This is a genomic window from Mitsuaria sp. CC2, assembly GCF_048957715.1.
Classification (GTDB): Bacteria; Pseudomonadota; Gammaproteobacteria; order Burkholderiales; family Burkholderiaceae_C; genus Roseateles.
In genome coordinates this window covers 127,624-150,785 of record NZ_JARVXN010000007.1, presented here as the reverse complement: position 1 = coordinate 150,785, position 23,162 = coordinate 127,624, and the positions used below count along the sequence as shown (strand labels likewise).

Sequence of the window (23,162 nt, the reverse complement as noted above, 5' to 3'; positions counted from 1 at the left end):
CGTCTCCGTAGGTCTTCATGAATGCGATTGCATCGGCCGCCACGGTCGGCGCAATCGCCATGACCCCCTGCCGAGACAGCACCCATGAGCCGCATCGACACATCGTCCGGACGCACCGGAACCCGCCCGGGCACACGTTCCGGATCACGGACCCAGCCGGGAACGCGTGCCCTGCCCTGGTACCGACTGCCCCACCTGAGCCTGCTGCTGAAGTTCAACGTGATCTTCCTGGCGGTGTTCGTCGTGGGCCTGATCGTGACGGGCGTCCTGGCACGCCAGTGGCTGCAGGCCAGCGCGCAGGAGCAGGTCGCCGACCGCGCGCGTCTGCTGATGCAGAGCGCCAGCGCGGTCAACCGCTACACCGCGGAGCACGTCCGCCCGCTGCTGGAGGGCCAGCTGCGCGAGCGCTTCGTGCCCGAGGCGGTGCCGGCGTTCTCGGCCCACGAGGTGCTGGCCACGTTGTCCAAGGCCTACGAGGACTACAGCTACAAGGCCGCGATGCTCAACCCCACCAACCCGCGCAACCGCGCGGTGGGCTGGGAGGAGGACGTGATCGCGCAATTCGCCCGCCGGCCCACGCTCACCGAATTCGTCGGCCGCCGCGAGATCCCCGGCGGCGAGGCGCTCTACATCGCCAAGCCGATCCGCATCTCCAACGCGGCCTGCCTGGGCTGCCACGCCTCGCCGCAGACCGCGCCGGCGACGCTGGTGGCGCGCTACGGCCCGTCCAACGGCTTCGGCTGGCGCCTCAACGAGACGCTGGGCGCGGAGGTCGTCACCGTGCCGATGGTGCTGCCGCTGAAGCAGGCCTCGCAGACCTTCTGGCTGGTGATGGGCGCGCTGACGGCGGCCTTCGTGCTGACCGGCGCGGCGCTCAACCTGATGCTGTGGCACCTGGTGATCCGGCCGGTGACGCGCCTGGCGCAGATCGCCGACCGCGTCTCGCTGGGCGAGGACGCGCCCGACTTCGAGGTCCGCTCGGACGACGAGATCGGCGTGCTGGCCGCGTCCTTCGGCCGCATGCGCCGCAGCCTGGACCAGGCCATGGCGATGCTGGAGCGCGGCGCATGACGGACCACCACGGCGCGCCCGCGCCCGCCGCAACTCCCGCAGGAACTCCCGCCGGGCCTGCGGCGGGCCCGGCGACCGGCGCGACGGCGGGACTGCCGTCGCGCATCGGCAAGTACCTCGTCCGCGGACGGCTGGGCGAAGGCGCGATGGGCGTGGTGTACCGCGCCTTCGATCCGCACATCCAGCGCGAGGTGGCGGTGAAGGTCATCCGCCGTCATGTCGAGGACATCGCCGAGGACGCGTCCCGCGAGGACTCCCTCGCCGCGCGCTTCCGCAACGAGGCGCGCGCCGTCGGCCGCATCGCCCATCCGGGCGTCGTCACCATCCACGATTTCGGCGAGGTCGCGCCGGCGCAGGTCGCCATCGCGGGTCCGCGCGGCAGCCTCGGCGCGAGCCTGGGGGGCTACGCCTTCCTCGTCATGGAGCTTGTCGACGGGCGCGGGCTCGACCAGGTGCTCAAGCGCGAGATGCCCACGCCGCCGCTGGCGTGGTCGCTGGGCGTGATGGACCAGTTGCTGGACGCGCTGGCCTGCGCGCACGGCCAAGGCGTCTGGCACCGCGACATCAAGCCGGGCAACCTGCTCATCACGCGCGACGGCCGCGTCAAGCTGACCGACTTCGGCATCGCGCGCATCGCCGACCGCCACCTGACGCAGGCGGCCTCGCAGATCGGCACGCCGGGCTACATGGCGCCGGAGCAGTACCTCGGCGGCCCCATCGATCAACGCGCCGACCTCTTCGCCTGCGGCGTGCTGCTGTACCGGCTCGCGTCCGGCCGCATGCCCTTCAGCGGCGCGCCCGAGGCGGTGATGTACCAGACGCTCCACCAGGAGCCGCCGACGCCGAGTGCGCTGCGTCCGGGCGAGCTGCCGACCGGCATCGACGCGATCGTGCGCCGCGCGATGGCCCGCGAGCCGCGGGACCGGTTCGCCGATGCGGCGGCGATGCGCGCGGCGCTGGCGGAGCTCGCGGCGCCTTCGCAGGCGGCCGCGGACGGCGCCGACGATCGCACGCTGCTGCTGACGCGTCCCGCGGGCACCGCCTTCGCGCCGACCCTGGCGATGCCCTCGCGCGCGGGACCGGGCGGTGCGGTGACAGGCTCGACGGGATCCACCGGATCCACCGGCTCGTCGGCCGCCCGCCCGGCCGGCGTGCTCGATGCCACGATGGTGTCCCGGGTCGAGCGCGCGCTGGCGACCCACATCGGCCCGCTGGCGAAGCACCTCGTGTCCAGGGACCTCGCGCGCAGCGGCAGCGTCGAGGACCTGTCGCGCTCGCTCGCGCGGCACATCGCGGACGCGCCGGAGCGCGAGCAGTTCATCGCCACCACCGCGGCGCTCGCCGCGGCGGCGGCCAGCGGCGCCCTCGTCGACGCCGACCGCGGTTCCTCCGCATCGGGCACCGTGCGTCGCACGATCCTGGTCGATGCGTTTCCGGCGCAGCAGGCGCCGGCTTCGGCTTCGGCCGCCACGCCGGTCGATGCCGCTCGCAGCGAGGACGCGGCCGACGCGCTCAGCGACACCTATCTGCGCGCGATCACCGAAGCGCTCGCCGTGCAGCTCGGCCCGATCGCGCGGCTGATGGTGCAGCAGGCCGCGCGCGGCGCGGTCGATCGTCCGACCTTCCTCGACCGTCTCCAGGACACCGTCCCCGAGGCGGGCCCGCTCGTCGCCGAGTTGCGCGACGGACATTCCCTTCCCTCCAGGACGTCCCCATGAAATACAAGGTCAGCTTCTCCTACGCATTCCCGGACAAGGTCAAGCCCAAGCGCTTCCAGCGCGACGTCGACATCGCCGCGGACCTGGAGTTTCCTTTCCCCAAGCAGATCGACGAGGCGGTGATCGCCCTGAAGGCTGCCGATCCCGAGGCCTACAAGCACCTCAAGGAGCAGCAGTTCGAGACCTACACCGGCGTCGCGCCGGCGAAGTTTCAATCCGCCTTCGACGCGCAGATCCGCAAGAAGATCGACGCCAACTTCGTCGACTACGCGAGGAAGGTCGCGCGGCCCGATTTCGACGAGCGGCAATGGGACAAGCTGCTGGCGCTCTTCGAGACCCGCCAGGTCGCCTTCCTCAAGGAGTCCTTCGCCCAGGACCTGTCGGCGCTCGTCACGGACACCTACGAGAAGCTGGAGCGGTTGAAGGCGAAAGCCCCGAAACCCGATGAGTCCCGGCAGCTCGACGCGGACCAGGCCTTCCTGCTCTGGTGCGGCCGCAGGCCGGTCAGGTTCAGGAAGGTCGAGGACAAGTTCTACGACGACCACATCAAGCAGAACGTGAGTCGGCAGTTCGCCTTCGACTGGGCCGTGGAGCGATTCAAGAGCAACCGCGTCACGACCAGTTCCGTGGTGGACATGTCGCCCGCGGCGCTGCTCAACAAGGCCAACGGCGGCAAGGCCTATCCGACCGTCTATCGAGGCGTCCAGCAGATCGCCGTCAAGGTGAGCTGCGACGTGTGGACGGTCAAGCTGCAGGCGCACGACGACGTCGTCGGCAAGAAGGCGCTCGAGCTGTTCAAGAAGGACAACAAGCTGAACGCGCAGGCGCGCGACGTCTGGTTGTCCGCCGCGGAGATCAAGACGAAGACGCAGGACTTCTACGTGATGGGCCGCTGGGACCCGGAATCCGGCGAGGCCGAGCTCTATCACTACCAGGATGCCGGCGCCAAGCCGGCGCTGAGCATGCTCAAGGAGTACCTGCGCTGGACCTATTCGCACAAGGAGGGCCGGTTCGTCGGACCGTCGCGGGACGGACGTTGAATCTCCGCCACTCGCTTCCACTTCGCTGCCCGCTCGCCCGGCACCACTCTCTCAACGCCCGGCCCCCACTCTCTCAACGCCCGATCACCATGCTCCACACGAAAGTCACCGATACCGCCAAGACCAAGGTCTATCTGTTCTCCTACGACCTGGGCGCCAGACTCGCCGGCGCCCGCAAGCTCGAGGCCATCCACCTCCCGGACGAGCTGCCGCTGGAAGTTGCGCTCGAGCTCGACAAGAAGCAGGTGGAGACCTTCAAGAATCCGCTGAACCTGGCACTGCTGGACCGCAAGCTCGACGCTTTGAAAGAGAAGTACGTCGACGAGATCCATCAGGCCTTGCTGGACGCCAACACCAAGGTCCTGGAGTACGTCGAGGAAGGTCTCGCCAACGAGATCGCCGGTCAGTTGCCCGTTTGGAACGCAGAGTTCCTGAACGAGCTCAAGACCCTAGAGACGCGATTCGAGAAGAAGGCCGCGGACGCCGTCCTGGCCTTCCTGTCAACCATCGCCATGGACAAGAAGGCGCTCCGCAGTTTCCACTGGAGGGAACGCTTCTCGATCCTCGTCCCGGCGAGCGGGCTCATCATCGGCGTGGCGATGCTGGCGACCGCGCCGTTCGCCGGTCCCATCGCCATCCCCGCGATCTACGGTGCCATCAAGTCCGGCGTCAAGCTCATCAACAACACGGCGCTGATCTTCGAGGAGATGGAGAAGACGATCGAGGAAGCGCAGACCTCCGCGGAGGCATTGATGGAGAAGTACCGACAAGCCGGGGCCTTGCGCGGCGGGCAGGCTGCGGGAGAAGCCGCGAAGGTCGCACTGAATTCCTTGACCGGACTCGAAGGCGGAAAGTTCGGCGCCACCACGATCAAGCGTGCCATCGAGCTTCTGCAGGCGGCCAAGGGAAAACGACTGGACATCAACCGCGATGCGACCCGTCTGGCGCAGCGGATGGAAGGCGGGCTGCGGGAGCTCCCCCAACTGGGTGCCGAGATCCTCCAGTACGCGGCCAAGCGGAAATCCGGCGATGTGGAGCGCCGCCGGGTCGAGGCGAATCTGAAATTCGAGGAAAAGCTCCTGGAGCGGCAGATCCATCTGCTGCTCACCTCCGCCATCGGCCTCCAGGAGCGCAGCGATGCCGCCGCGACGCACATCGCCAGACTCCAGGAACTGATCTTGAGCCTGCAGCCGCTCACGGATGGCAAGCGATGGGTGGCGTTGGATGTCACGCTCAAGTCAGTCGAGATCGGCCTGGCATTCGCGGACCCTAAACCCATCGAGATCGCGAAAAACCTGACCCCCGCCGCAGAACTGCTTGTGACCGAGGAGATCGTCGCCCGGGTGTTCAAGGGCACCCCGCTCGTGGATGCGAAGGCCGTGGCGCCTGCGGAGCAGCTCTGACGGGACTTCTCCGCGCTCCCACCGAGGCGTTTCATCCTGTTGCGGGTTCGCCGACATCCGTCCGCACCGGTTCGGCGTAAGTCTCCAGGTCTCGATGCGCCACCCCGGTGCCGCATGCCCCGACCCGGGGCTCACGAGACGACAAGTGCCAGTCAACGGGCACCACCACGTCAAGGAGACCCCGATGAACCTCAACCCGCCCCTCGCCCCGATCGCCCCCGCGCTGCGCCTGCATGCGCCTCATTCCTTCAAGGCGCTGCTCGTCGCCGCCGCCACCGCGTCCGCCCTGTTCATCGGCATCGCGTCCGCCCACGGGCTGCGTCAGGAGCGCCTGGACCGGCAGGATCGCGCCGCCGTCGTCACGCTGGCTCCGGTCGTCATCCACGCCACGCGCGAACAGCTGCCGACCGTCTTCATCCACGGCCGGCGCGACCGCTCCGTCGACGCCGCCCAGATCGCGGAGCTCTGAGATCCCCATGGCCACCGTGATCTTCGCCAGCACGCCGGCCGTTTCGGCCGTGCGTCCGCTGCTCGCCGTCGCCGCGTCGCTGGCCCGTCGCGGCCGGCGCGTCTACTTCCTGGCCGCCCCCGACTTCCGCGATCTTGTCGAACGCGCGGGCGTCGTGTTCGTGCCGATGGGCTGCACCGGTTCACCCGGCGGGCCGGACGCGCGGCTCGCCGCGGAGGTCGTCGACCGCCGGCCGTCCGACGACGACCTGCCATCCCTGTGCGCCGGACTCCGTGAGCGCCACATCGATCCGATCGCCGATCAGCACGCGGCGCTGCAGGCGCTGCTGACCCGCATCGCCGGCATGGCGCCCGAGCCCGAACTTCCCGTGCTCGTGCACGACACGATGTTCCTGGGCGCATGGCCGCTGCACCTCGGAGCCGAAGGCCGTCGCTTCGGCAGCGAGCTGGCCTTGGGCGTGACGCCGCTGCCCTGGCCGACCGTCGACGCCGCATCGCTGGTCGATCTGCAGGCCGATCTCGACCGCGTGCTGTCGCAGTGCGGCGCCACGACGGCCGCGCCGCTGCTGCTCAGCGGCGTGACCACCCTGCCGGACTGCTTCCTGCAACTGAGCATCAGCGCCATGGAGCGTCCCGCCCGCGGCACGGCGCACGGCGTGACCTTCGTCGGACACATCCCGCCGACCTGCGGCGACCGGGGCGACGACGGCCTGCCGCCCTGGTGGCCGGACCTGGACACGGCCCGCCCCGTGGTGCTGGTGACGCCGGGACCGACGGTGGGCGGCGATCTGGACAGGCTCACGCGCGCCAGCCTGCACGCGCTCAGGCACGTCCCGGTGCTGATCGTCGTGGCGGTGGACTGGGACGCGGCACGCTTCGGTCCGCTGCCCGATCACGCCCGCGCCGCAGCGAACCTGCCGCTGGCGGCCCTGCTCCCCTTCGTCGACGTCGTGATCAGCAACGGCGATTTCGACGACGTGCAGCACACGCTCGCGCACGGCGTTCCCGTGATCGTGGCCGCGGACAGCGGTCCGGCGCACGAGGTCGGCCGCTACGTGGCCCAGGCGCAGGCGGGGGCGCACCTGACCTCCAGCCTGCCCAGCAGCGACGCGCTGCGGGAGACCGTGCGATCGGTCGTCGACTCGGCGACCGCCCTGGCGGGCGCGCGCGCGCTGCGCAACGCCTACGCCAATCACGATGCAATCGACACCGTGACGGGACTGCTCACGCCGCGCCACGCGCATCGAGGGGTCGTGCTCTGATCGACGCCAGCAAGCTGCTCGATGCCGCCGCGACCGCGGCGCCGCCCGACAAGGCCGCGCCGTCGCTGCCGATGCTGGTGATAGGCGCCGACGGCTTCGTCTTCAGTCCGGCCGGTCTGATCGCCCCCACAGCGCCAGCACCGCGCTCGCTTCCAGCCATGCGGCGTAGCGCTCCTGGGACCAGCCCGCGTTCTGCGTCAGACGGATCCACTGATCCGGAATCGTCAGCAGCCACAGGAAGTCGATGAGCTCGTCGCGATCGGTGCCGGCGGGCAGCAACCGACGCAGCGCCAGATCCTGGCGCTGGCCTATGTCCGTGACATGCCGCAGACCGCCATCGCTCAGGCGCTCGCCATGCCGTTGGGTTCGGTCAAGGGACAGGTGCGACGCGCGCAGCATCAGTTACGAGTCTGCCTCGAAGAACGGACGCCGCGCGACGGCATCGCCTTCTGGCCGGCACCCGTCACCTGCAAGGCGTGCAGCGGCGGCCACCTCAAGCCGCTGGGAACGCCACTTTCAAGCGAGCAATCAGATCGTCCAGCGCCAAGGGCTTGTGCACGACGTCGAGCTTGGCGTCGAGCGCAGCCTGCACATTCTCGGCGTAGCCGGTGATCACCGTCACCGGCAGCCCCGGTCGTTCGGCGCGCATCGTCATGGCCAGTTCAACCCCGCCCATCGCGCCGGGCATGACGGCGTCGGTCAGCAAGAAGCCGATGTCGTCTCCCAACTGGGGCGTCCTCAACACGCGCAACGCATCATCGGAGTTGACCGCCCTGGTGACCTTCAGCCCCAGACTCGCCATGAGCGCGATCGTCACGGCCGCGACGTCGTCGTTATCTTCTGCCACCAGGACATGGCCGTTGAATTTGTGCGCGGGTGCCACCACGGACACAAGCTTCGAATCGTCAACCCCGCTAGCGACGTCAGTTCCGACAGATCCCTCGGCTCCGTCAGAGTCGCCACCGCCGACCTTGGCTACAGGCAAGATCAGTTTGACCATCGTGCCCTGCCCGACCTCGCTCTCGATATGCAGCTGCCCACCGGCGGCTTCCGCGACGCCCCGAACCTGGTTCAAGCCCAGGCCGGATCCTGAGCCAGGCTCCTTGGTCGTGAAGAACGGCTCGCTCACACGGCCCAGGATGTCCGCGGGAATGCCGTGGCCCTCGTCGCGCGCGCACAAAGTGACGAGCTTTTCGCCGTCCTTGAGGATCCAGTCAGCGTTGACGGCGAAAACACCTCCGTGAGGCTGCGCATGCTTCGCGTTCACCGCCAAGTTGACCAGAGCCAACTCCAGCTCAGCCGCATCCACCAAGACCGGCGGCACAAGGGGCGCGACGTTCACGCTCAGCGCGATGCCGCGTCCCAGGGTGGTGCGTAGCAGCTCCTCCATCTCCGGCAGCCACGTCCGCAAGTCGATGATCTCGGGCCGCAGCGTCTGGCGCCGCGTGAGAGACAGCAACTGGCGTGTCAGACGGGTGCCGCTCTGAACGGCCCGCCGCATCGCGGCGTTCTGCGACTCCGCAGCGTGCTCGGGATGTCTGACATTCTGAATGTGGAGACTGTTGCTCAGGATCGCGAGCAGGTTGTTGAAATCGTGAGCGACACCGGCCGTCAACGTCGACAGCGTCTCGCGCCGGTGAGCCTCGAGCACGCTCTTCTCGCTGGCGGCGCGCAGCCGGGTCTGCTCATGGAGTTCGAGTTGGGCCTGCTGCTCCAGTTGCACACGCCGGCGTGCAATCGCCGTGACAGCGATCAGCAAGAGCGTGATGGGCAGCGCCATCGCGCCGACGATCCCCATGGTCCGTACCCAGCCCGACATCAGGGCAGCCTGACTGAAACTCACCACCACGTAGACGGGCAGTTCCTCGATGCGACGAAAGGCCGCCACGCGGTGTTCGCCGTCCACGCTGCCGTAGACCACGCCCGCCGACTCCCCCTGCCGAATGCGATCCAGCGACGGAGAATCCGACGCCACGTGCGTGGTCCCTTGCGCGGGAAGTGGCCAGCGCGCCAAGAACGCGCCGTCCGTGCGCACCAGGCCGATGGCCTCCACGTCCGAGTTCTGGGCCACGATGGCACGGTAGTACTCTCGGAAATACTCGGGATTCAAGGAGACAGCCACGATGCCCTTGAAGCTTCCATCGGGAGCCGGCCGACGGTGCGTGAGGTTGAACAGCTCCCTCCCCGTCTGACGGCCCTTCAACACCTCACTGAGGTCGAATCCGCGATCCTGCGTGGACTGCCTGATGAAGTAGCTGCGATCGACGACCGTGACGCCAGGGTCGATGGCGCGGTCGCTCCGCACCACGGGTACCGCCTCGGCGTCCCACACGTTGAGGTTCACCACGGACGGCACCCCGAGCAGCATGTCACTCAACCGCTGTCGCGCATCGCCCTCGTGTCGACGAATCCTGTCGTCGTCCCCCGAGGTCAGCGAAGCAGCCTCCAGCGTCAGCTTTTCCGCAACATCGAAGGTGCGCCGCGCATGCTCGTACACCAGGTCTGCACGTCGCAGGACGGTCTCGTGGGACGCCTGCAGGGCTTTTTCATAGGTTCACCAGCCCACGAGCACGAATGCTGTCGCCGGCAGCAGCACTGCACCGAACAGTGCTGCGTTGAGCCAGCGGACCAGCGGCATATCCGGCACCGCTCCGCCACTGACCGTCAGGCGCCGCAGAGCATTCACCCGAGCCACGAGGACACAGGACAGGCCCAGGATCAGCGTGAAGCCGACCACCTTGACTGCGCCATCGCGGTTCAGTACGTCCGGGGGAATCGTGGGAAGCAACGTGCCCACCAGACAGAGCAGCGCCGCCAGGGCCCCTGGGCCAGCGCCCCACATGAGCGCACAGAACAAGGAGACCGGCGCAGCGATGATGAAGGGCAGTTCGTCGCCCAGCGTGGGCTGCAGAAATGCGCGCAGTGCGATGGCGATGATCGCTGCCAGCACTGCGCCCAGCCATCGGGCCTTATCCGCGATAGTCAGTTGGCGAAAGCGGTAAAGGGACATGGGGGCTGGCGCTGGAAAGACCCGCGACTATGCCCTGATTTCACGGGGCTCAGCCGGGCGACGTCTCCCCCCGGCTACCGAGCGCACTCGCCGGCTGCGTAGCGGCGGATGACGTCGCGATCGCTGTCGCAACCGCATCGCACGATGACGCCATCAGATTTCCCTGTGCGCACCGAGCTCAGCAGACGCTTCTGGCACGAGCGGTGCCATGAATCGATACGATGCGCCGGAGGTCGCCAGCTACCACCCAAGCTACCGTTTTGTACCGTTTCAACTTCAATAAAATCAATCGGTTAAAAAATCATGAAATTCGCCACCTGGAACGTCAACTCCCTGGCCGTGCGCCTGCCGCAGCTGCTGGAGTGGCTGGCCGCCCATCCGGTCGACGCGCTCGTGCTGCAGGAGACCAAACTCACCGACGACAAGTTCCCGACGCTGGAGATCGGCGAGGCCGGTTATCAGGTGCAGTGGTTCGGTCAGAAGACCTACAACGGCGTGGCCCTGCTCAGCAAGACGCCCGCCAAGGACGTGGTGAAGAACATCACCGGCTACGCCGACGAGCAGGCGCGGCTGATCGCCGGGACGGTCGGCGACGTCCGCGTGATCGGCGGCTATTTCCCGAACGGTCAGGCGCTGGACAGCGACAAGTTCGTCTACAAGATGGCTTGGCTGGACGGACTGCGCGCCTGGCTCGCCACCGAGCTGCAGCAGCACGAGAACCTGGTGCTGATGGGCGACTTCAACATCGCCCCCGAGGACCGCGACTGCTACGACCCGGCCGCCTTCGTCGGGCAGACGCACACCTCGCCGCAGGAACGCGCCCACTTCCAGGCGCTGCTCGACCTGGGACTGACCGACGCCTACCGCATGTTCGAGCAGCCGCCCAAGAGCTACAGCTGGTGGGACTACCGGATGCTGGGCTTCCAGAAAAACAAGGGGCTGCGCATCGATCACATCCTCGTGAGCGCGGCGCTGAAGGCCCGGGTCACGGGCTGCACGATCGACCGCGCGATGCGCAAGCTGCCCAAGCCCAGCGACCACGCGCCGGTGATCGTCACCATCGACTGAACGATCGACGCAGCGACCGGACCGGTCAGTCCGGCGCGACCTCGCCGCGCATCAGCACGGCACATTCGTCCAGCAACGCGTGCAGACGCTGCACGCGCTCGTCGCCCAGACGCGCATTGAGCGAGAGCTGGGCACGCTTCCAGGTCGACTTCATCTGCTGTCGCCGCGCATGGCCCTGCTCCGTCGCCTGCAGCTGACGGCTGCGCGCGTCCGCGCCCGGCAGCGTCTCCACCAGACCCTGCGCCTGTAGCGGCTGCACATTGCGAGACAAGGTCGAGAGATCGATGTCCATGCGCCGCGCAAGCTCGCTCGGCTGGATCGGCCCCAGTACCACGATGTGCGACAGCAGCGCGTACTGCGTCGTCGTCAGGCCGGATTCGGCGAACTGCGCCTCGCAGTGGTTGGACACCAGCCGCGTCACCTGACGCAGCTTGAAATTGGTGCAGCCCCTGGGCGAGATCGGCTCCGCCTGCGCCAGGGTCTGGCCCCGCGCGGACGCGGTCTTCGACGCAGAACCGGAAGCACTCATCTGGAATGGTCTCTCAAGGTGTCGCCAGTAGGCTTGACAGCAAATGATTGTAGCTGCAACCATTGCAGCCACAAGCATTCACGGCGATCGGGCCGGATTCACCCGCACAGGACATTCTGATGAGCGCAGCACTGACCCCTTCGCCCACCCTCTCGTCTTCCGTTTCGCATGACGAGGCGCTGGCTCAATGGCAGGCGGAGGAGCGGGAGGTCCGCGCAAGGATCCGTCCGGAACCCGGCGTGGCCACGATGGCGGAAATCGCCGGCATGACCGGACTCGAACAGATGGTGGCGATGCTGGACGGCCGGCTCCCGCCGCCGCCGATCGCGCAGACGCTGGACTTCACGCTGCTGCGCGCCGCCAGGGGCGAGGTGATCTTCCAGGGCACGCCCAAGTTCCGGCACTACAACCCGATGGGCTCGGTGCACGGCGGCTGGTACGCGACGCTGCTGGATTCGGCGCTGGGTTGCGCCGTCCACACGACGATGGACGTCGGCCGCGCCTACACGACGCTCGAACTGAAAATCAACCTCGTCCGCGCGCTCAACGACAAGGTGCCGGTCGTGCGCGCCATCGGGCGCGTGCGGCACGTCGGCCGCCAGATGGCCACCGCCGAAGCCGATCTGGTCGGCCATGACGGCAAGCTGTATGCGCACGCCAGCACGACCTGCCTGGTGTTCGACCCGCCGAAGCGCTGAACGCCCCGGTCCGGGGATCGTTCAGCGGCTCATTCAGCGGCGCAGCGCGCCGGCTTCCTTGGCGAGTTGCGTGATGCGGGCCCAATCCCCCGCCTTCACGGCATCCGCGGGCGTCAGCCAGGAGCCCCCGCAGACCTTCACGTTCGGAAGCGACAGGAAGTCCGGCGCCGTCTGCACCGTGATGCCGCCAGTCGGACAGAACACGACGTCCGGGAACGGCCCCGCCAGCGCCTTCAGGAGGTTGGTGCCGCCGACCGCCGTGGCCGGGAACAGCTTGAGGAAGCGATAACCGGCGTCGCTGGCCATCATCACTTCGCTGGCCGTCGACACGCCCGGCAGCAGCGGCAGGAAATGCGCCGCGCAGGCGCCCGCCACGTCCATCGTGAAGCCGGGGCTGACGGCGAAGCTCGCGCCGGCCTTCTTGGCGGCGATGGCGTCGGCCGAGGTGCGCAGCGTGCCCGCGCCGACCAGCGCCTCCGGGACCTCGCGCGCGATGGCGGCGATCGCTTCCAGCGCCACCGGCGTGCGCAGCGTCACCTCCAGCACCTTCACGCCGCCCGCCAACAGCGCGCGGGCCAGCGGCACCGCGTCCTCGACGCGCTCGATGACGATGACCGGAATGACCGGGCCGTGTTCGGCCAGGCTCAGGGTGTCCTTGATGGCAGTCATGTGAATGTCCTCTCAGTCCAAATCGGTGGGCGCCAGCGCAGCCTCACAGCCAGCTGATCGCGCCCTCTTCCGCCGTGGTGACGTTGCGCCGCATGCCGGCGAACAGCTCCCGGCCCATGCCGGCGCCGTTCTCGATCACCGCATCGGCGGTGATCTGCGCCAGTTCGCGGCGATCCCATTCGTCGGCCGGCACCAGCGCGCTCAGCACACCGGTGTTCGCGCACACGCGCACCAGGTCGCCGTCGCGCAGTCTGGCCAGCGGACCGCCGGCCAGCGCCTCGGGACTGACGTGGATCGCCGCCGGCACCTTGCCCGACGCGCCGCTCATGCGGCCGTCCGTCACCAGCGCCACCTTGAAGCCCTTGCCCTGCAGCACCGCCAGCGGCGGCGTCAGCTTGTGCAACTCCGGCATGCCGTTGGCCTGCGGCCCCTGGAAGCGGACCACGACGACCACGTCGCGTTCCAGCTCGCCGGCCTTGAATGCGGCCTGCATCGCTTCCTGGCTGTCGAAGATGCGTGCCGGCGCCTCGACCGTATGGCGGTCCTCCGGCACCGCGGACACCTTGATCACCGCGCGGCCCAGGTTGCCCGCCAGCAGCTTGAGCCCGCCGGTCGGCGAGAACGGCGCCGCGACCGTGCGCACCACGCTGTCGTCGTTGCTCTTCGCGGGCAGGTCCGTCCAGCTGACGCTGCCGTCTTCCGCGCGATGCGGCAGGCGGCCGAAGGCGCTCAGGTTCTGGCCCGACACCGAGGTCAGCACGTCGCCGTGCATCAGTCCCGCGCCGACCAGTTCCTTGATCACGAAGCCCGGGCCGCCCGCGGCCTGGAACTGGTTCACGTCGGCGCTGCCGTTCGGGTACACGCGCGCCAGCAGCGGCACCACGCCCGAGAGCTCGGAGAAGTCGCTCCAGTCGATCAGGATGCCCGCCGCACGTGCCACCGCGACCCAGTGGATCAGGTGGTTGGTCGAGCCGCCCGTGGCCAGCAGCGCGGCCATCGCGTTGACGATGCTGCGCTCGTCGACCATGCGGCCGATCGGCGTGTAGTCGCGCTGCGGGATGATCCTCAGCGCCTGGCGCACCGCCTCGCGGGTGAGCGCCTCGCGCAGGCCGTCGTGCGGATGCACGAAGGCCGCCCCGGGCACGTGCAGGCCCATCGCCTCCAGCAGCATCTGGTTGCTGTTGGCCGTGCCGTAGAACGTGCAGGTGCCCGCACCGTGGTAGGCCTGGGATTCGGCCTGCAGCAGCTCGTCGCGGCCGACCTTGCCCTGCGCGTAGAGCTCGCGCACCTTGGCCTTGTCGTTGTTGGACAGGCCCGAGCTCATCGGCCCCGCCGGCACGAACACGCAGGGCAGATGCCCGAAGTGCAGCGCGCCGATCAGCAGGCCCGGCACGATCTTGTCGCAGATGCCCAGCAGCAGCGCCGCGTCGAACACGTCGTGCGACAGCGCCACCGCCGTGCCCATCGCGATCGTGTCGCGCGAGAACAGGCTGAGCTCCATGCCCGGCGTGCCCTGCGTGACGCCGTCGCACATCGCCGGCACGCCGCCGGCGACCTGCGCGGTCGCGCCCAGGCGGTGCACCTCGTCGCGGATGAGCGCGGGGTAGCCCTCGTAGGGCTGGTGCGCCGACAACATGTCGTTGTAGGCCGTCACGATGCCCAGATGGGGCGCCTTCTCGGCCACGATGCGCAGCTTGTCGTTGGCCGGCATCGCGGCCACCGCGTGCGCCACGTTCGCGCAGCCCAGGCGTTGCACGCCGCGCTGCCGGCCCGCCATGCGCTCGATCAGGTCCAGATAGCGCTCGCGCGACGCGGCGCTGCGCGCCTTGATCCGCGCGGTGACCTCCAGAATGGTCTTGTTCATGCCGACTGCCGATGTAACTCGGCCAGGGTTAGATTGGTAACCATATTACACGCCCGGGAGGTCCAATGGCTCTCCAACAAGCCTTTCCCGGGTACAAGCTGGTTACAGAAACGTCCCGGGAGCCACCATGTGGCGGCATGCCACGTTCCCACGCTATGGCAGCATCTGTCCCATGATCGCCGACCCCCTCGCCGAAGCCCGATTGGAAGACCTCCCCGCCCACAGCCAGCGCCTGCTGGAGGTGGCCGAACGCACGTGGGACCGCGAGCACGGCCTGATGATGTTCGCTTATGGCTCACTGATGTGGAACCCTGGTTTTGACCCTGCGCAGACCTTGGTGGCGAGGGTCCAGGGGTATCACCGCGCGCTGCGGCTGCGCTCGCTGGTGAATCGCGGCAGCAACGAGCAGCCGGGGCTCGTGATGACGCTGTTGTCCGGCGGGAGCTGCCGGGGACTGGTCTATCGCGTCGAGCCCAAGGACAGCGAAGCGACGCTGCGCCGGTTGTGGCTGCGGGAGATGGTGGTCGGGACCTACGTGCCGCGGTGGCTGGACTGCCAGTGCGCCGACGGCCTGGGCACGCGCAAGGCGCTGGCCTTCACGCTGTCGCGACGCAGTCCGGGCTGGGCGGGCGACCTCGCGGACGACCGGCTGCTGCACATCCTGCGGCACGCGCGCGGTCGCTACGGCACGACGCTCGATTACCTGCAGCGTGCGGTGACCTGTCTGCGGGAGCACGGTATCCATGACCGCGCGTTGGAGCGCCAGCTGGCGCTGGCCCGGTCGAACGGGCTCTGAACGGGCTCTGAACGGGCTCTGAACGGGCGCTGGACGGGCGCTGAACGGGCCGGCTTCAGCCCAGCGTGCGCAGTCCTTCGCCGCTGGGACGCGGCTTGAGCGGGTCGTGGGCGAGCCGCTCCAGGTCCTCGACGGTGTCGACGTCGATGAGCACGCCCGGATCGTCGACCTCCACGGCCTGGGCCGGATAACGCGCCAGCAGGCGCCGCGCGCCCTCGTCGCCCTGCAGGCTGGCGAGTTCGGAGAAGAGCTCCGCGTTGAAGCCCACCGGATGCCCGCGGCGTCCGCGGTGCTGCGCGTAGGCGATCGGATCGTGCGCGATGGCCTGCGCGACCGCGGCCAAGGTGCTGGAGCGCACCATCGGCATGTCGGCCGGCAGGATCAGCCAGCCGGGCGCATCCCCGGTCGCGGCGACGCCGGCCGCGATCGAATGCCCCATGCCCAGCGGCGCGGGGCGCCCGAGGCGGTCCTGGTCGGGCAGCACCAGCATGTCGCGCGAGGCCACATGGCGTCGGACCAGAGGCGCCAACGCGGTCGAGGTCACCACGAGCATCGGCAGGCCTGACGCCATCGTCTGGCGCAAGGTCAGCGCCAGCACGGTGTCTCCATTCACGACCTGTTCCAGCTTGTGGCCCTCGCCGCGAAAGCGCTGGCCGCGCCCTGCCGCGAGCACGACGACGGCGGGTCGTCGCTGATTCATGCGAACTTCCTTCTGGTTGGGTCCCGATCCTCCCGGGCCGGCTCTGCGGCGCGGCTCGACGGGACCAAGCATGCCTGCGGCTCGAAAGCGCTCCCACCCGGAGTTTCCAGGGTGGGAGCTTTACTTAAGGATTCGCCCGATACTCCCGGGGATGGACAAACTTTCCGACCTTCGAAAGAGCTACGAGCGCGCCGAGCTCGATGAACAGCACGCCGCGGGCGAACCGATGCGGCAGTTCCGCGAATGGTTCCAGCAGGCGCTGGATGCCCAGGTGCCCGAACCCAATGCGATGACGCTGGCGACCGTCGGCGCGGACGGCCGGCCGTCCACGCGGATCGTGCTGATCAAGGACATCGAGGATCGCGGCCTGGTCTGGTACACCAACTACGACAGCCGCAAGGGCCGCGAGCTGGCGGTGCATCCGTTCGCCGCCCTGCAGTTCCATTGGGTGGAGCTGGAACGGGTGGTCCGCATCGAAGGCGTCGTCGAGCAGGTCGACGCGGCGCAGTCCGATGCCTACTTCGCGTCGCGGCCGCTGGACTCGCGCCTGGGCGCGTGGGCCTCGCCGCAGAGCCAGGTGATCTCCTCGCGCGCCGTGCTGGTGGCCAACGCCGCGAAGGCGGCCGCCCAGCACGGGCTCAGCCCGAGCCGGCCGCCGCACTGGGGCGGCTACCGGCTCGTGCCCGAGCGGTGGGAGTTCTGGCAGGGGCGCAGGTCGCGGCTCCACGACCGGCTCGTCTATCGTCGCGAAGGCCGCGACGGCGCCGAGTGGATCCGCGAGCGGCTCGCGCCCTGAAGGTCGCTCAGACTGCCAGCAGTTCCACTTCGAACAGCAGCGTGGCGTGCGGCGGGATCACGCCGCCGGCGCCGTAGGCGCCGTAGCCCAGTTCCGACGGGATGACGAGGAAGCGCGTACCGCCGACCTTCATGCCCTGCACGCCTTCATCCCAGCCCTTGATGACTTCGCCGGCGCCGAGGTGGAAGCGGAACGGATCGCGACGGTCCTTGGACGAGTCGAACTTGCGCCCGCGCTGGCCGTCCTTGTAGAGCCAGCCCGTGTAGTGCACGGTGACACGCTTGCCGGCTTCGGCGACGGCGCCCTCTCCTGCCTTGACGTCCTCGAACTGCAGGCCGCTGGCGGTGGTCGACAGTTGCTTCAACTCGACCGCTTCGGCGCCGCCGGACACGCCCAGCAGTTCCACCTCGAACATCAGCATCGCGTTCGGCGGGATCACGCCGCCGGCGCCGCGCGCGCCGTAGCCGAGCTGCGGGGGGATCACCAGCACGCGCGTGCCGCCGACCTGCATGCCCTGCACGCCTTCATCCCAGCCCTTGATGACCATGCCGCCGTCGAGTTCGAACTCGAACGGTTCGCCGCGGTCCTTGCTGGAGTCGAACTTCGTGCCCTTCTCGCCGTCCTTGAACAGCCAGCCGGTGTAATGCACCTGCACGTCCTGGCCGGCGCGGGCGGTCGCGCCGGTGCCGGCGGTGGTGTCGTCGTATTGCAGGCCGCTGTCGGTCGTCTTCATCGAGTTTTCCTTGAAAGGGGGACGCCGGTCCGCGTCCCTGAAGCAAAAGGCAAAAGCGTGATCATGCCAGCGGCGGAAGGTCCCTACCCCCGCCCTGCCGTACGGACCACGCCGCCGCGGCGCTCGCGAGCCACTCGGGCATGGTGCGCGCCTCCAGCGCCGGCAGCCCGAGGCGGGCGCCGGCGCGCCGCAATGCGGCAAGCGGGTCGCCCAGGTCCAGCGCCCGGGCGCCGTTCTGCTTGGAGAGCTTTTCGCCGTTCCCGCCCAGCACCAGGGGCGTGTGCAGGTAGCGGGGACGCGGCAGGCCGAGCATTTCCTGCAGCCGGATCTGCCGGGGCGTGTTGTCGGCGAGGTCCTCGCCGCGCACGACGTCGGTGACGCCCTGCCAGCCGTCGTCGACCACGACCGCGAGTTGATACGCCCAGAGCCCGTCGGCTCGCAGGAGCACGAAGTCTCCGACCTCGTCGGTCAGGTCCTGCGACTGTTCACCCAGCCGGCGATCCCGCCACGCGATCCGCAGCGCGCCCTCGCCGTCCGCCGTCGACGTGCTGCGCAGCCGCCAGGCGCGCGCCGGCTTGCCGTTCAAGCCATGCCGGCAGGTGCCCGGATAGACGAGTTCCCCATGCCGTTCGCGCTGTCGGCCCCGGGACGCGATCGCCTCGGCGATGTCCTTGCGCGAGCAGCCGCAGGGGTAGGCCCATCCCGAGGCCTGCAACCGGTCCAGCGCGGCCCGATAGGCCGCCTCCCGCTTAGACTGCCAGACCGGCGGCTCGTCCGGCAGCAGCCTCACCCGGGCGAGCTGCGACAGCACCATCGCGTCCGCGCCGGCCGGGCAGCGCGGCCGGTCGACGTCCTCGATCCGGATCAGCCAGCGGCCGCCGTGCGCACGCGCATCGAGCCAGCTCGCCAGCGCGGCGACCAGCGAGCCTTCATGCAGCGGCCCGGTGGGCGACGGCGCGAAGCGGCCGACATACAGGGCGCGCGCGTCAAGGCGGCGCACGTCAAGGCGACCGACGTCAACGCGGCCGACGCCGGCCCGCTCCGGCTGGGTCACAGCAACAGCCCTTCGTGCTGCTCGATCAGCGAGCGCCGGGTCGTCTCGCTCCTCAGCCGCTCCAGCCACCAGGCCAGCGCCTTGGCCGGTCGCTGGCTGGTGTTGCGCCAGGCATAGTGCATGGGCGAAATCCGCTTGCCCTGGAAGGTTTCCTTCTGGACCAGCCGTCCCGCGTCCACATGCCGCCGCACCATCGGCGTCGGCAGCGAGCCCACGCCCAGGCCGCGCAGCATGGCCTCCAGCTTGATCGCCATCGAGGGCACCGTCAGCACCTCCTGCCCGGGCACCACGCCGACGGTCATCGGCGCCAGGTTGCGGGCCGTGTCCGCCACCGCGACGATGCGATGCCGGGCGATCTCGGCCGAAGTCAGCACCCCCTCGAATCCCGCCAACGGGTGGTGCGGCGCCACGCAGAACACCATCTCCATCGGTCCCAGCACCTCGCAGACCACCGAACTCCCCGGCGGCTGCGCGCTGGTGCCGATGGCCAGGTCGGCCTGACCCGAGATCAGCGCCTCCCAGGTGCCGGAGAGCACTTCGGTGCGCAACTTCAGGCGCGTCGGCGGGGGCTTGCCGTCCTCGGCCTGCAGGTAGAAGGCCTCCATCAGATCGAAGATCGCGCGGCGCGCGATCGCGTCGTCGAACGCAATGGTCAGTTCGCTCTCCCACCCGGTCGCGACGCGCCTGACCCGGTTCGCGACCGCGTCCATCTCCTGCAGCAGCCGGCGCCCTTCGGTCAGCAACTCATGGCCCGCCGCGGTCAGCACCGCCTGGCGCGAACTGCGGTCGAACAGCAGCACGTCCAGCGCATCCTCGAGCTGCCGCACCGAATAGGTCAGCGCCGACGGCACCTTGCCCATCTCCCGCGCCGCTGCGGCGAAGCTGCCGCTGCGCGCGATGCTGTCCATCATCGCCAGCGCTTCCGGCGTGAGCACGCGTCGTTTGTCTTGTTGAGCCATCCCTTCATCTTATTTGAACGCTGGCTTCAAGCCCCCTCCGCCTCGGGAGAGGCCTGCTTCCCTACAGTGAGTCCATCGCCAACCAGCAGGCCCTCCACCACACACCGGCGGGCAACACCAGGAGCATCGACATGCGTGAAGTCATCAAGTCCTCGGATCGCGGCTACGCCGACCACGGCTGGCTGAAGAGCTTCCACAGCTTCTCGTTCGCGGACTATCACAACCCGCGCCGGATGGGCTTCGGTCCGCTGCGCGTGATCAACGAGGATCGCATCGCCGGCGGCACGGGCTTCGGCACGCACGGCCACCGCGACATGGAGATCATCAGCTACGTGCTGAGCGGCGAGCTGGCGCACCAGGACAGCATGGGCAACGGCACGCCGGGCGGCGCCCATGCGGGCGTGATCCGTCCGGGCGACGTGCAGCGCATGAGCGCCGGCACCGGCGTGCGCCACAGCGAGTTCAACCACTCGAAGGACGGGCAGACCCACTTCCTGCAGATCTGGATCATGCCGGACCGCCAGGGCGTCGAGCCGGGCTACGAGCAGAAGCATTTCGCCGATGCCGAGAAGCGCGGCCAGCTGCGTCTGGTGGCCTCGCCGGACGGGGCGCAGGGCTCCGTGTCCATTCACCAGGATGCGCGGCTGTACGCTGGACTGTTCAACGGGGATGAACGGGCCGAGCTGCCGATCGCCGCGGACCGGATCGCCTACGTGCATGTCGTGCGCGGCCAGGCCAGCGTCAACGGCGAGGCGCTGGGCACCGGCGACGCGCTCCAGCTCGCCAAGGAGGCGCAGGTGACGATCGAGGCGGGCCAGGACGCCGAGGTGCTGGTCTTCGACCTGCCGGTCTGATCCCCCGGACTGACCGGCTTTGGCGGTCTGCCGGGCGGACGCGAACCCCCACGGCCGGCATCTTCACTTCGCCGCTTCACTCGGGGCGGGCCCCGTCGCATGCCGCGACGGGCCGCCGCCGGATGGAGACTGCGATGAAGCCCGGCCCCTTGACCTTTCCGATGGCCCTGATTGCCCCCGAAGGGGCCGGCGTCGCGCCGTCGGCCGGGCTGACGTCGTTGATCCGACTGCTGATGGGCCTGGACGACTGGCCCGAGGATCACGGGATCCTCGTCCGCAGCACGCGGCATCCCGCCCCCCTGGCCTACGCCCGTCTCGCCACTTCCCGGCATGTGATCGAGATCCTGTTCGACCCCGAGACGGGGCGCTATGACTGCATGAACTGCCAGTCGACCGGCTTCGATCTGCCGACGACGATCGAGGCTGAATCCGAAGGCCGCTTCATCGGCGCCGTCGTCCGCGGCCTGACCGCAACGGCGGCGGCGGCGCTGCTGCAAGGCGCCATGGCGCTGCTGGAGGGGTGGTCCGACTGCGCGCCGACCGTCGACGTGGCCGTCCTGGCGCAGGACGACGACGGCCCCCCGGTCGGGTCTGGCGCGGTGCGCCGCAAGCCCGCCGTCTGAACGGTCGTGCTCCGCGGCCCGTCCCGGCGGCCCGCCTACACTGGCGCGATGCAAACGCTCCGACAACTCCTGGCCGCGTTGCCGCTGCTCGACTGGGCATCGCTGGGCCTGTATTTCGTGGCCTGGATCGGCTACGCGCAGTTCTCCAAGCGCCATGCGGACGGGCGCGGCTCGCTGCTGGCCATCACCAACCGCGTGCGGCGCCACTGGATGCTGCAGCTGACCTACCGCGACATGCGGGTGCTGGACGGCGCGGTCAGCCAGGCGCTGCTGTCGAGCCCGTCGTTCTTCGCCTCCACGACCATCCTGATCATCGGCGGCCTGCTGGCCGCGCTGGGCGCCAGCGAACAGACCAGCGCCATGGTGCTGGGGTTGCCCTTCGCGGTGAAGACCAGCACGCTGGTGTTCGACATCAAGCTGGCGCTGCTGACCGGCATCTTCGTGTACGCCTTCTTCCGCTTCACCTGGAGCATGCGGCAATACACCTTCGGCGCGCTGCTGGTGGCGTCCGCGCCGGAGGCGGCGCAGTTCGCGCAGATGGGGACGGCAGCAGGCGCGGCGCGCGAGCAGTTCGCCGACCGTGCCGGTGCCGTCGTCGGCATGGCGGCCGAGGCCTTCAACGACGGCCTGCGCGGCTACTACCTCGCCTTCCCCGTCGTGGCCTGGTTCTTCTCGCCCTGGGCGCTGGCGCTGTCCACCGCCGGCGTGCTCTACGTGCTGTACCAGCGCGAGTTCCGCTCCGAGGTGCTGGACGCGCTGCGCTTCTGAAAGACTCCTGGCCACGGCGCGCCGGAACTGCGCCGGCACCGGCACGACTGATCGACCTTTCCCAGGACTCCCGGGACCGTCGATGCTGGCTGCAGTACAACGTTTGATCTTTGCCACACAGCTGCGTGACGCCTTCTTCGAGGCGCACGATCCCGCAGCGCGAAAACCGCTGGATGCTCAGGACCGGGGCTCCCTCGAGTCCACGATCGCCGCGCTCACCGAGTCAGGCCCGCCGTCGCGCGAGATGGTGGACATCCAACTCAGCATCCTGACGCGACTTCCGGGGTGGCCCACCGGTCTTCGCGTCGTTCGCCACATGGCGCCTGATTCAGGCCTCCCCCCCGATCCGACCTTGGCCGGCGATCAGAGACAGTTCGGCGTCCAAACATCGCAGCTCGCGCTCGGAGATCCCTTGCTGATCTGTCGGCAATCGGACGGTTCGTGGTTCTACGCCCGCAACGCTACGCCTCCCCAAGACTGGCGTCCCGCCCCGGATCGGCGCCGGCCGCTGCTGAGCGCCTGCATTGCGGCGCTGGTTGAGCGCTACAAGGACGAAGGCTGGCTCATCGTCGCGCGCCTCGCCGCAGACAGTAGTCACAAACCCGGACGCGCCAACGAGGTGGTGCTCCTGGCCAAGCTCCAGTTGCAGATGGCGGAATGGTTGCGGCGTACGTCCGACCATGATGAGAAATATCCGCTGGTGTGGACCGCTCCGGCGACTCCGCGTCGCGATCCGCCGCACGTCGAGGCAGCCCCCACGACTGGCGCCGCGCAGATCATCCACGCTGCGGCCGGGCCCGAGGGTCATGCCACCAAGCGGCAGCGGAGGGACGCCTCGTCCAAACACCCCCCCGCTTCGCCCCCGCCGGCGACCTGCCCTGGCAACAGCTCGGCGCTCACGGAGTGGTTTCCCGATGACCTGCTCCGCGAGTTGCTCATGGCGCCCGTGACACCTTACCCGAACGCCATACTGGGGGATATCTCGCCCATGAAGTCGCAACACGCCGCGTCATCGAACAACGTCGTCGATCTCACGGGCGGGGCCTCGTGCCCGGCGAACTGAAGGGCGCGCTGCGCCC

Annotated in this window: 25 protein-coding genes and 1 pseudogene; 15 read left to right on the top strand and 11 right to left on the bottom strand. The window is 69.0% G+C overall.

Going from position 1 to position 23,162, the window contains the following annotated elements; all coding sequences use genetic code 11:
- Positions 1–84 precede the first annotated feature (84 nt).
- From PV762_RS04990 to PV762_RS04965, 6 genes are all read left to right on the top strand, one after another.
- A complete protein-coding gene (locus PV762_RS04990; protein ID WP_421033916.1) occupies positions 85–1,071 on the top strand; it encodes a c-type heme family protein in 987 nt (328 codons plus the stop codon).
- Positions 1,068–2,789: a serine/threonine-protein kinase gene (locus PV762_RS04985; protein WP_421033915.1), complete on the top strand. Its 1,722-nt coding sequence runs from the start codon at positions 1,068–1,070 to the stop codon at positions 2,787–2,789. Before PV762_RS04990 ends, PV762_RS04985 begins: the two co-directional genes overlap by 4 nt.
- Positions 2,786–3,829, top strand: a complete 1,044-nt coding sequence (locus tag PV762_RS04980; protein ID WP_421033914.1) for a hypothetical protein — start codon at positions 2,786–2,788, stop codon at positions 3,827–3,829. The genes PV762_RS04985 and PV762_RS04980 overlap by 4 nt, the downstream gene beginning before the upstream one ends.
- A gap of 89 nt (positions 3,830–3,918) precedes the next feature.
- Positions 3,919–5,232: a hypothetical protein gene (locus PV762_RS04975; RefSeq protein WP_421033913.1), complete on the top strand. Its 1,314-nt coding sequence runs from the start codon at positions 3,919–3,921 to the stop codon at positions 5,230–5,232.
- 184 nt (positions 5,233–5,416) lie between these two features.
- Positions 5,417–5,701, top strand: a complete 285-nt coding sequence (locus PV762_RS04970) for a hypothetical protein (protein WP_421033912.1) — start codon at positions 5,417–5,419, stop codon at positions 5,699–5,701.
- A gap of 7 nt (positions 5,702–5,708) precedes the next feature.
- Complete coding sequence (locus tag PV762_RS04965) at positions 5,709–6,962, top strand: glycosyltransferase (RefSeq protein WP_421033911.1); 1,254 nt, start codon at positions 5,709–5,711, stop codon at positions 6,960–6,962.
- Between the two features lie 102 nt (positions 6,963–7,064).
- On the opposite strand, the gene PV762_RS04960 is transcribed toward PV762_RS04965, so the two are convergent.
- A complete protein-coding gene (locus PV762_RS04960) occupies positions 7,065–7,361 on the bottom strand; it encodes a hypothetical protein (RefSeq protein ID WP_421033964.1) in 297 nt (98 codons plus the stop codon).
- Between PV762_RS04960 and PV762_RS04955 the strand changes: the two genes are divergently transcribed.
- Positions 7,284–7,574 (top strand): hypothetical protein, encoded by a 291-nt coding sequence (locus PV762_RS04955; protein ID WP_421033910.1) that lies wholly within the window; start codon positions 7,284–7,286, stop codon positions 7,572–7,574. The two genes, PV762_RS04960 and PV762_RS04955, sit on opposite strands and share 78 nt — an antisense overlap.
- Here PV762_RS04955 and PV762_RS04950 read toward each other — a convergent pair.
- Together PV762_RS04950 and PV762_RS04945 are read right to left on the bottom strand one after the other, a co-directional pair.
- Positions 7,456–9,459 (bottom strand): ATP-binding protein, encoded by a 2,004-nt coding sequence (locus tag PV762_RS04950; RefSeq protein WP_421033909.1) that lies wholly within the window; start codon positions 9,457–9,459, stop codon positions 7,456–7,458. The two genes, PV762_RS04955 and PV762_RS04950, sit on opposite strands and share 119 nt — an antisense overlap.
- Before the next feature lie 57 nt (positions 9,460–9,516).
- Positions 9,517–9,972, bottom strand: coding sequence for a hypothetical protein (locus PV762_RS04945; protein WP_421033908.1), 456 nt, complete (start codon positions 9,970–9,972; stop codon positions 9,517–9,519).
- 303 nt (positions 9,973–10,275) lie between these two features.
- Between PV762_RS04945 and PV762_RS04940 the strand changes: the two genes are divergently transcribed.
- On the top strand, positions 10,276–11,040 hold the full coding sequence (locus PV762_RS04940) for an exodeoxyribonuclease III (RefSeq protein ID WP_421033907.1): 765 nt from the start codon (positions 10,276–10,278) through the stop codon (positions 11,038–11,040).
- A 25-nt stretch (positions 11,041–11,065) separates the two neighbouring features.
- On the opposite strand, the gene PV762_RS04935 is transcribed toward PV762_RS04940, so the two are convergent.
- Positions 11,066–11,569: a MarR family winged helix-turn-helix transcriptional regulator gene (locus PV762_RS04935; RefSeq protein ID WP_421033906.1), complete on the bottom strand. Its 504-nt coding sequence runs from the start codon at positions 11,567–11,569 to the stop codon at positions 11,066–11,068.
- A 119-nt stretch (positions 11,570–11,688) separates the two neighbouring features.
- On the opposite strand from PV762_RS04935, the gene PV762_RS04930 reads away from it, so the two are divergent.
- Positions 11,689–12,267 (top strand): PaaI family thioesterase, encoded by a 579-nt coding sequence (locus PV762_RS04930; RefSeq protein WP_421033905.1) that lies wholly within the window; start codon positions 11,689–11,691, stop codon positions 12,265–12,267.
- 33 nt (positions 12,268–12,300) lie between these two features.
- Here PV762_RS04930 and PV762_RS04925 read toward each other — a convergent pair whose 3' ends face one another.
- Entirely contained in the window at positions 12,301–12,936 is a 636-nt protein-coding gene (locus PV762_RS04925) for a bifunctional 4-hydroxy-2-oxoglutarate aldolase/2-dehydro-3-deoxy-phosphogluconate aldolase (RefSeq protein ID WP_421033904.1), read from the bottom strand.
- A gap of 43 nt (positions 12,937–12,979) precedes the next feature.
- A complete protein-coding gene (edd, locus tag PV762_RS04920) occupies positions 12,980–14,800 on the bottom strand; it encodes a phosphogluconate dehydratase (protein WP_421033903.1) in 1,821 nt (606 codons plus the stop codon).
- 172 nt (positions 14,801–14,972) lie between these two features.
- On the opposite strand from edd, the gene PV762_RS04915 reads away from it, so the two are divergent.
- Positions 14,973–15,596 carry a gamma-glutamylcyclotransferase gene (locus tag PV762_RS04915; RefSeq protein WP_421033902.1) on the top strand — a complete coding sequence of 208 codons (624 nt, stop codon included), beginning with the start codon at positions 14,973–14,975 and terminating at the stop codon, positions 15,594–15,596.
- A 55-nt stretch (positions 15,597–15,651) separates the two neighbouring features.
- On the opposite strand, the gene PV762_RS04910 is transcribed toward PV762_RS04915, so the two are convergent.
- Complete coding sequence (locus PV762_RS04910) at positions 15,652–16,296, bottom strand: nucleotidyltransferase family protein (protein WP_421033901.1); 645 nt, start codon at positions 16,294–16,296, stop codon at positions 15,652–15,654.
- Positions 16,297–16,447: 151 nt separating this feature from the next.
- Between PV762_RS04910 and pdxH the strand changes: the two genes are divergently transcribed.
- Positions 16,448–17,092 (top strand): pyridoxamine 5'-phosphate oxidase, encoded by a 645-nt coding sequence (gene pdxH / locus PV762_RS04905; protein ID WP_421033900.1) that lies wholly within the window; start codon positions 16,448–16,450, stop codon positions 17,090–17,092.
- A 7-nt stretch (positions 17,093–17,099) separates the two neighbouring features.
- On the opposite strand, the gene PV762_RS04900 is transcribed toward pdxH, so the two are convergent.
- From PV762_RS04900 to PV762_RS04885, 4 genes and pseudogenes are all read right to left on the bottom strand, one after another.
- A complete protein-coding gene (locus tag PV762_RS04900) occupies positions 17,100–17,447 on the bottom strand; it encodes an FKBP-type peptidyl-prolyl cis-trans isomerase (RefSeq protein ID WP_421033962.1) in 348 nt (115 codons plus the stop codon).
- A 33-nt stretch (positions 17,448–17,480) separates the two neighbouring features.
- A pseudogene (locus PV762_RS04895) lies at positions 17,481–17,825 on the bottom strand (FKBP-type peptidyl-prolyl cis-trans isomerase); the annotation flags it as partial.
- 61 nt (positions 17,826–17,886) lie between these two features.
- Positions 17,887–18,825 (bottom strand): tRNA glutamyl-Q(34) synthetase GluQRS, encoded by a 939-nt coding sequence (gene gluQRS, locus PV762_RS04890; protein ID WP_421033899.1) that lies wholly within the window; start codon positions 18,823–18,825, stop codon positions 17,887–17,889.
- Between the two features lie 50 nt (positions 18,826–18,875).
- Positions 18,876–19,838 carry a LysR family transcriptional regulator gene (locus tag PV762_RS04885; RefSeq protein WP_421033898.1) on the bottom strand — a complete coding sequence of 321 codons (963 nt, stop codon included), beginning with the start codon at positions 19,836–19,838 and terminating at the stop codon, positions 18,876–18,878.
- 131 nt (positions 19,839–19,969) lie between these two features.
- Here PV762_RS04885 and PV762_RS04880 point away from each other — a divergent pair, with 131 nt between their 5' ends.
- The 4 genes from PV762_RS04880 to PV762_RS04865 all read left to right on the top strand — a co-directional run bounded on the left by PV762_RS04880 (position 19,970) and on the right by PV762_RS04865 (position 23,146).
- The gene (locus PV762_RS04880; RefSeq protein ID WP_421033897.1) at positions 19,970–20,692 is read left to right on the top strand and encodes a pirin family protein; all 723 of its coding nucleotides are present in this window, start codon (positions 19,970–19,972) and stop codon (positions 20,690–20,692) included.
- A 161-nt stretch (positions 20,693–20,853) separates the two neighbouring features.
- Positions 20,854–21,315, top strand: a complete 462-nt coding sequence (locus PV762_RS04875) for a hypothetical protein (RefSeq protein WP_421033896.1) — start codon at positions 20,854–20,856, stop codon at positions 21,313–21,315.
- A 48-nt stretch (positions 21,316–21,363) separates the two neighbouring features.
- Positions 21,364–22,083: a DUF599 domain-containing protein gene (locus PV762_RS04870; protein WP_421033895.1), complete on the top strand. Its 720-nt coding sequence runs from the start codon at positions 21,364–21,366 to the stop codon at positions 22,081–22,083.
- A gap of 82 nt (positions 22,084–22,165) precedes the next feature.
- A complete protein-coding gene (locus PV762_RS04865) occupies positions 22,166–23,146 on the top strand; it encodes a hypothetical protein (protein ID WP_421033894.1) in 981 nt (326 codons plus the stop codon).
- The last annotated feature ends 16 nt before the right edge of the window (positions 23,147–23,162 follow it).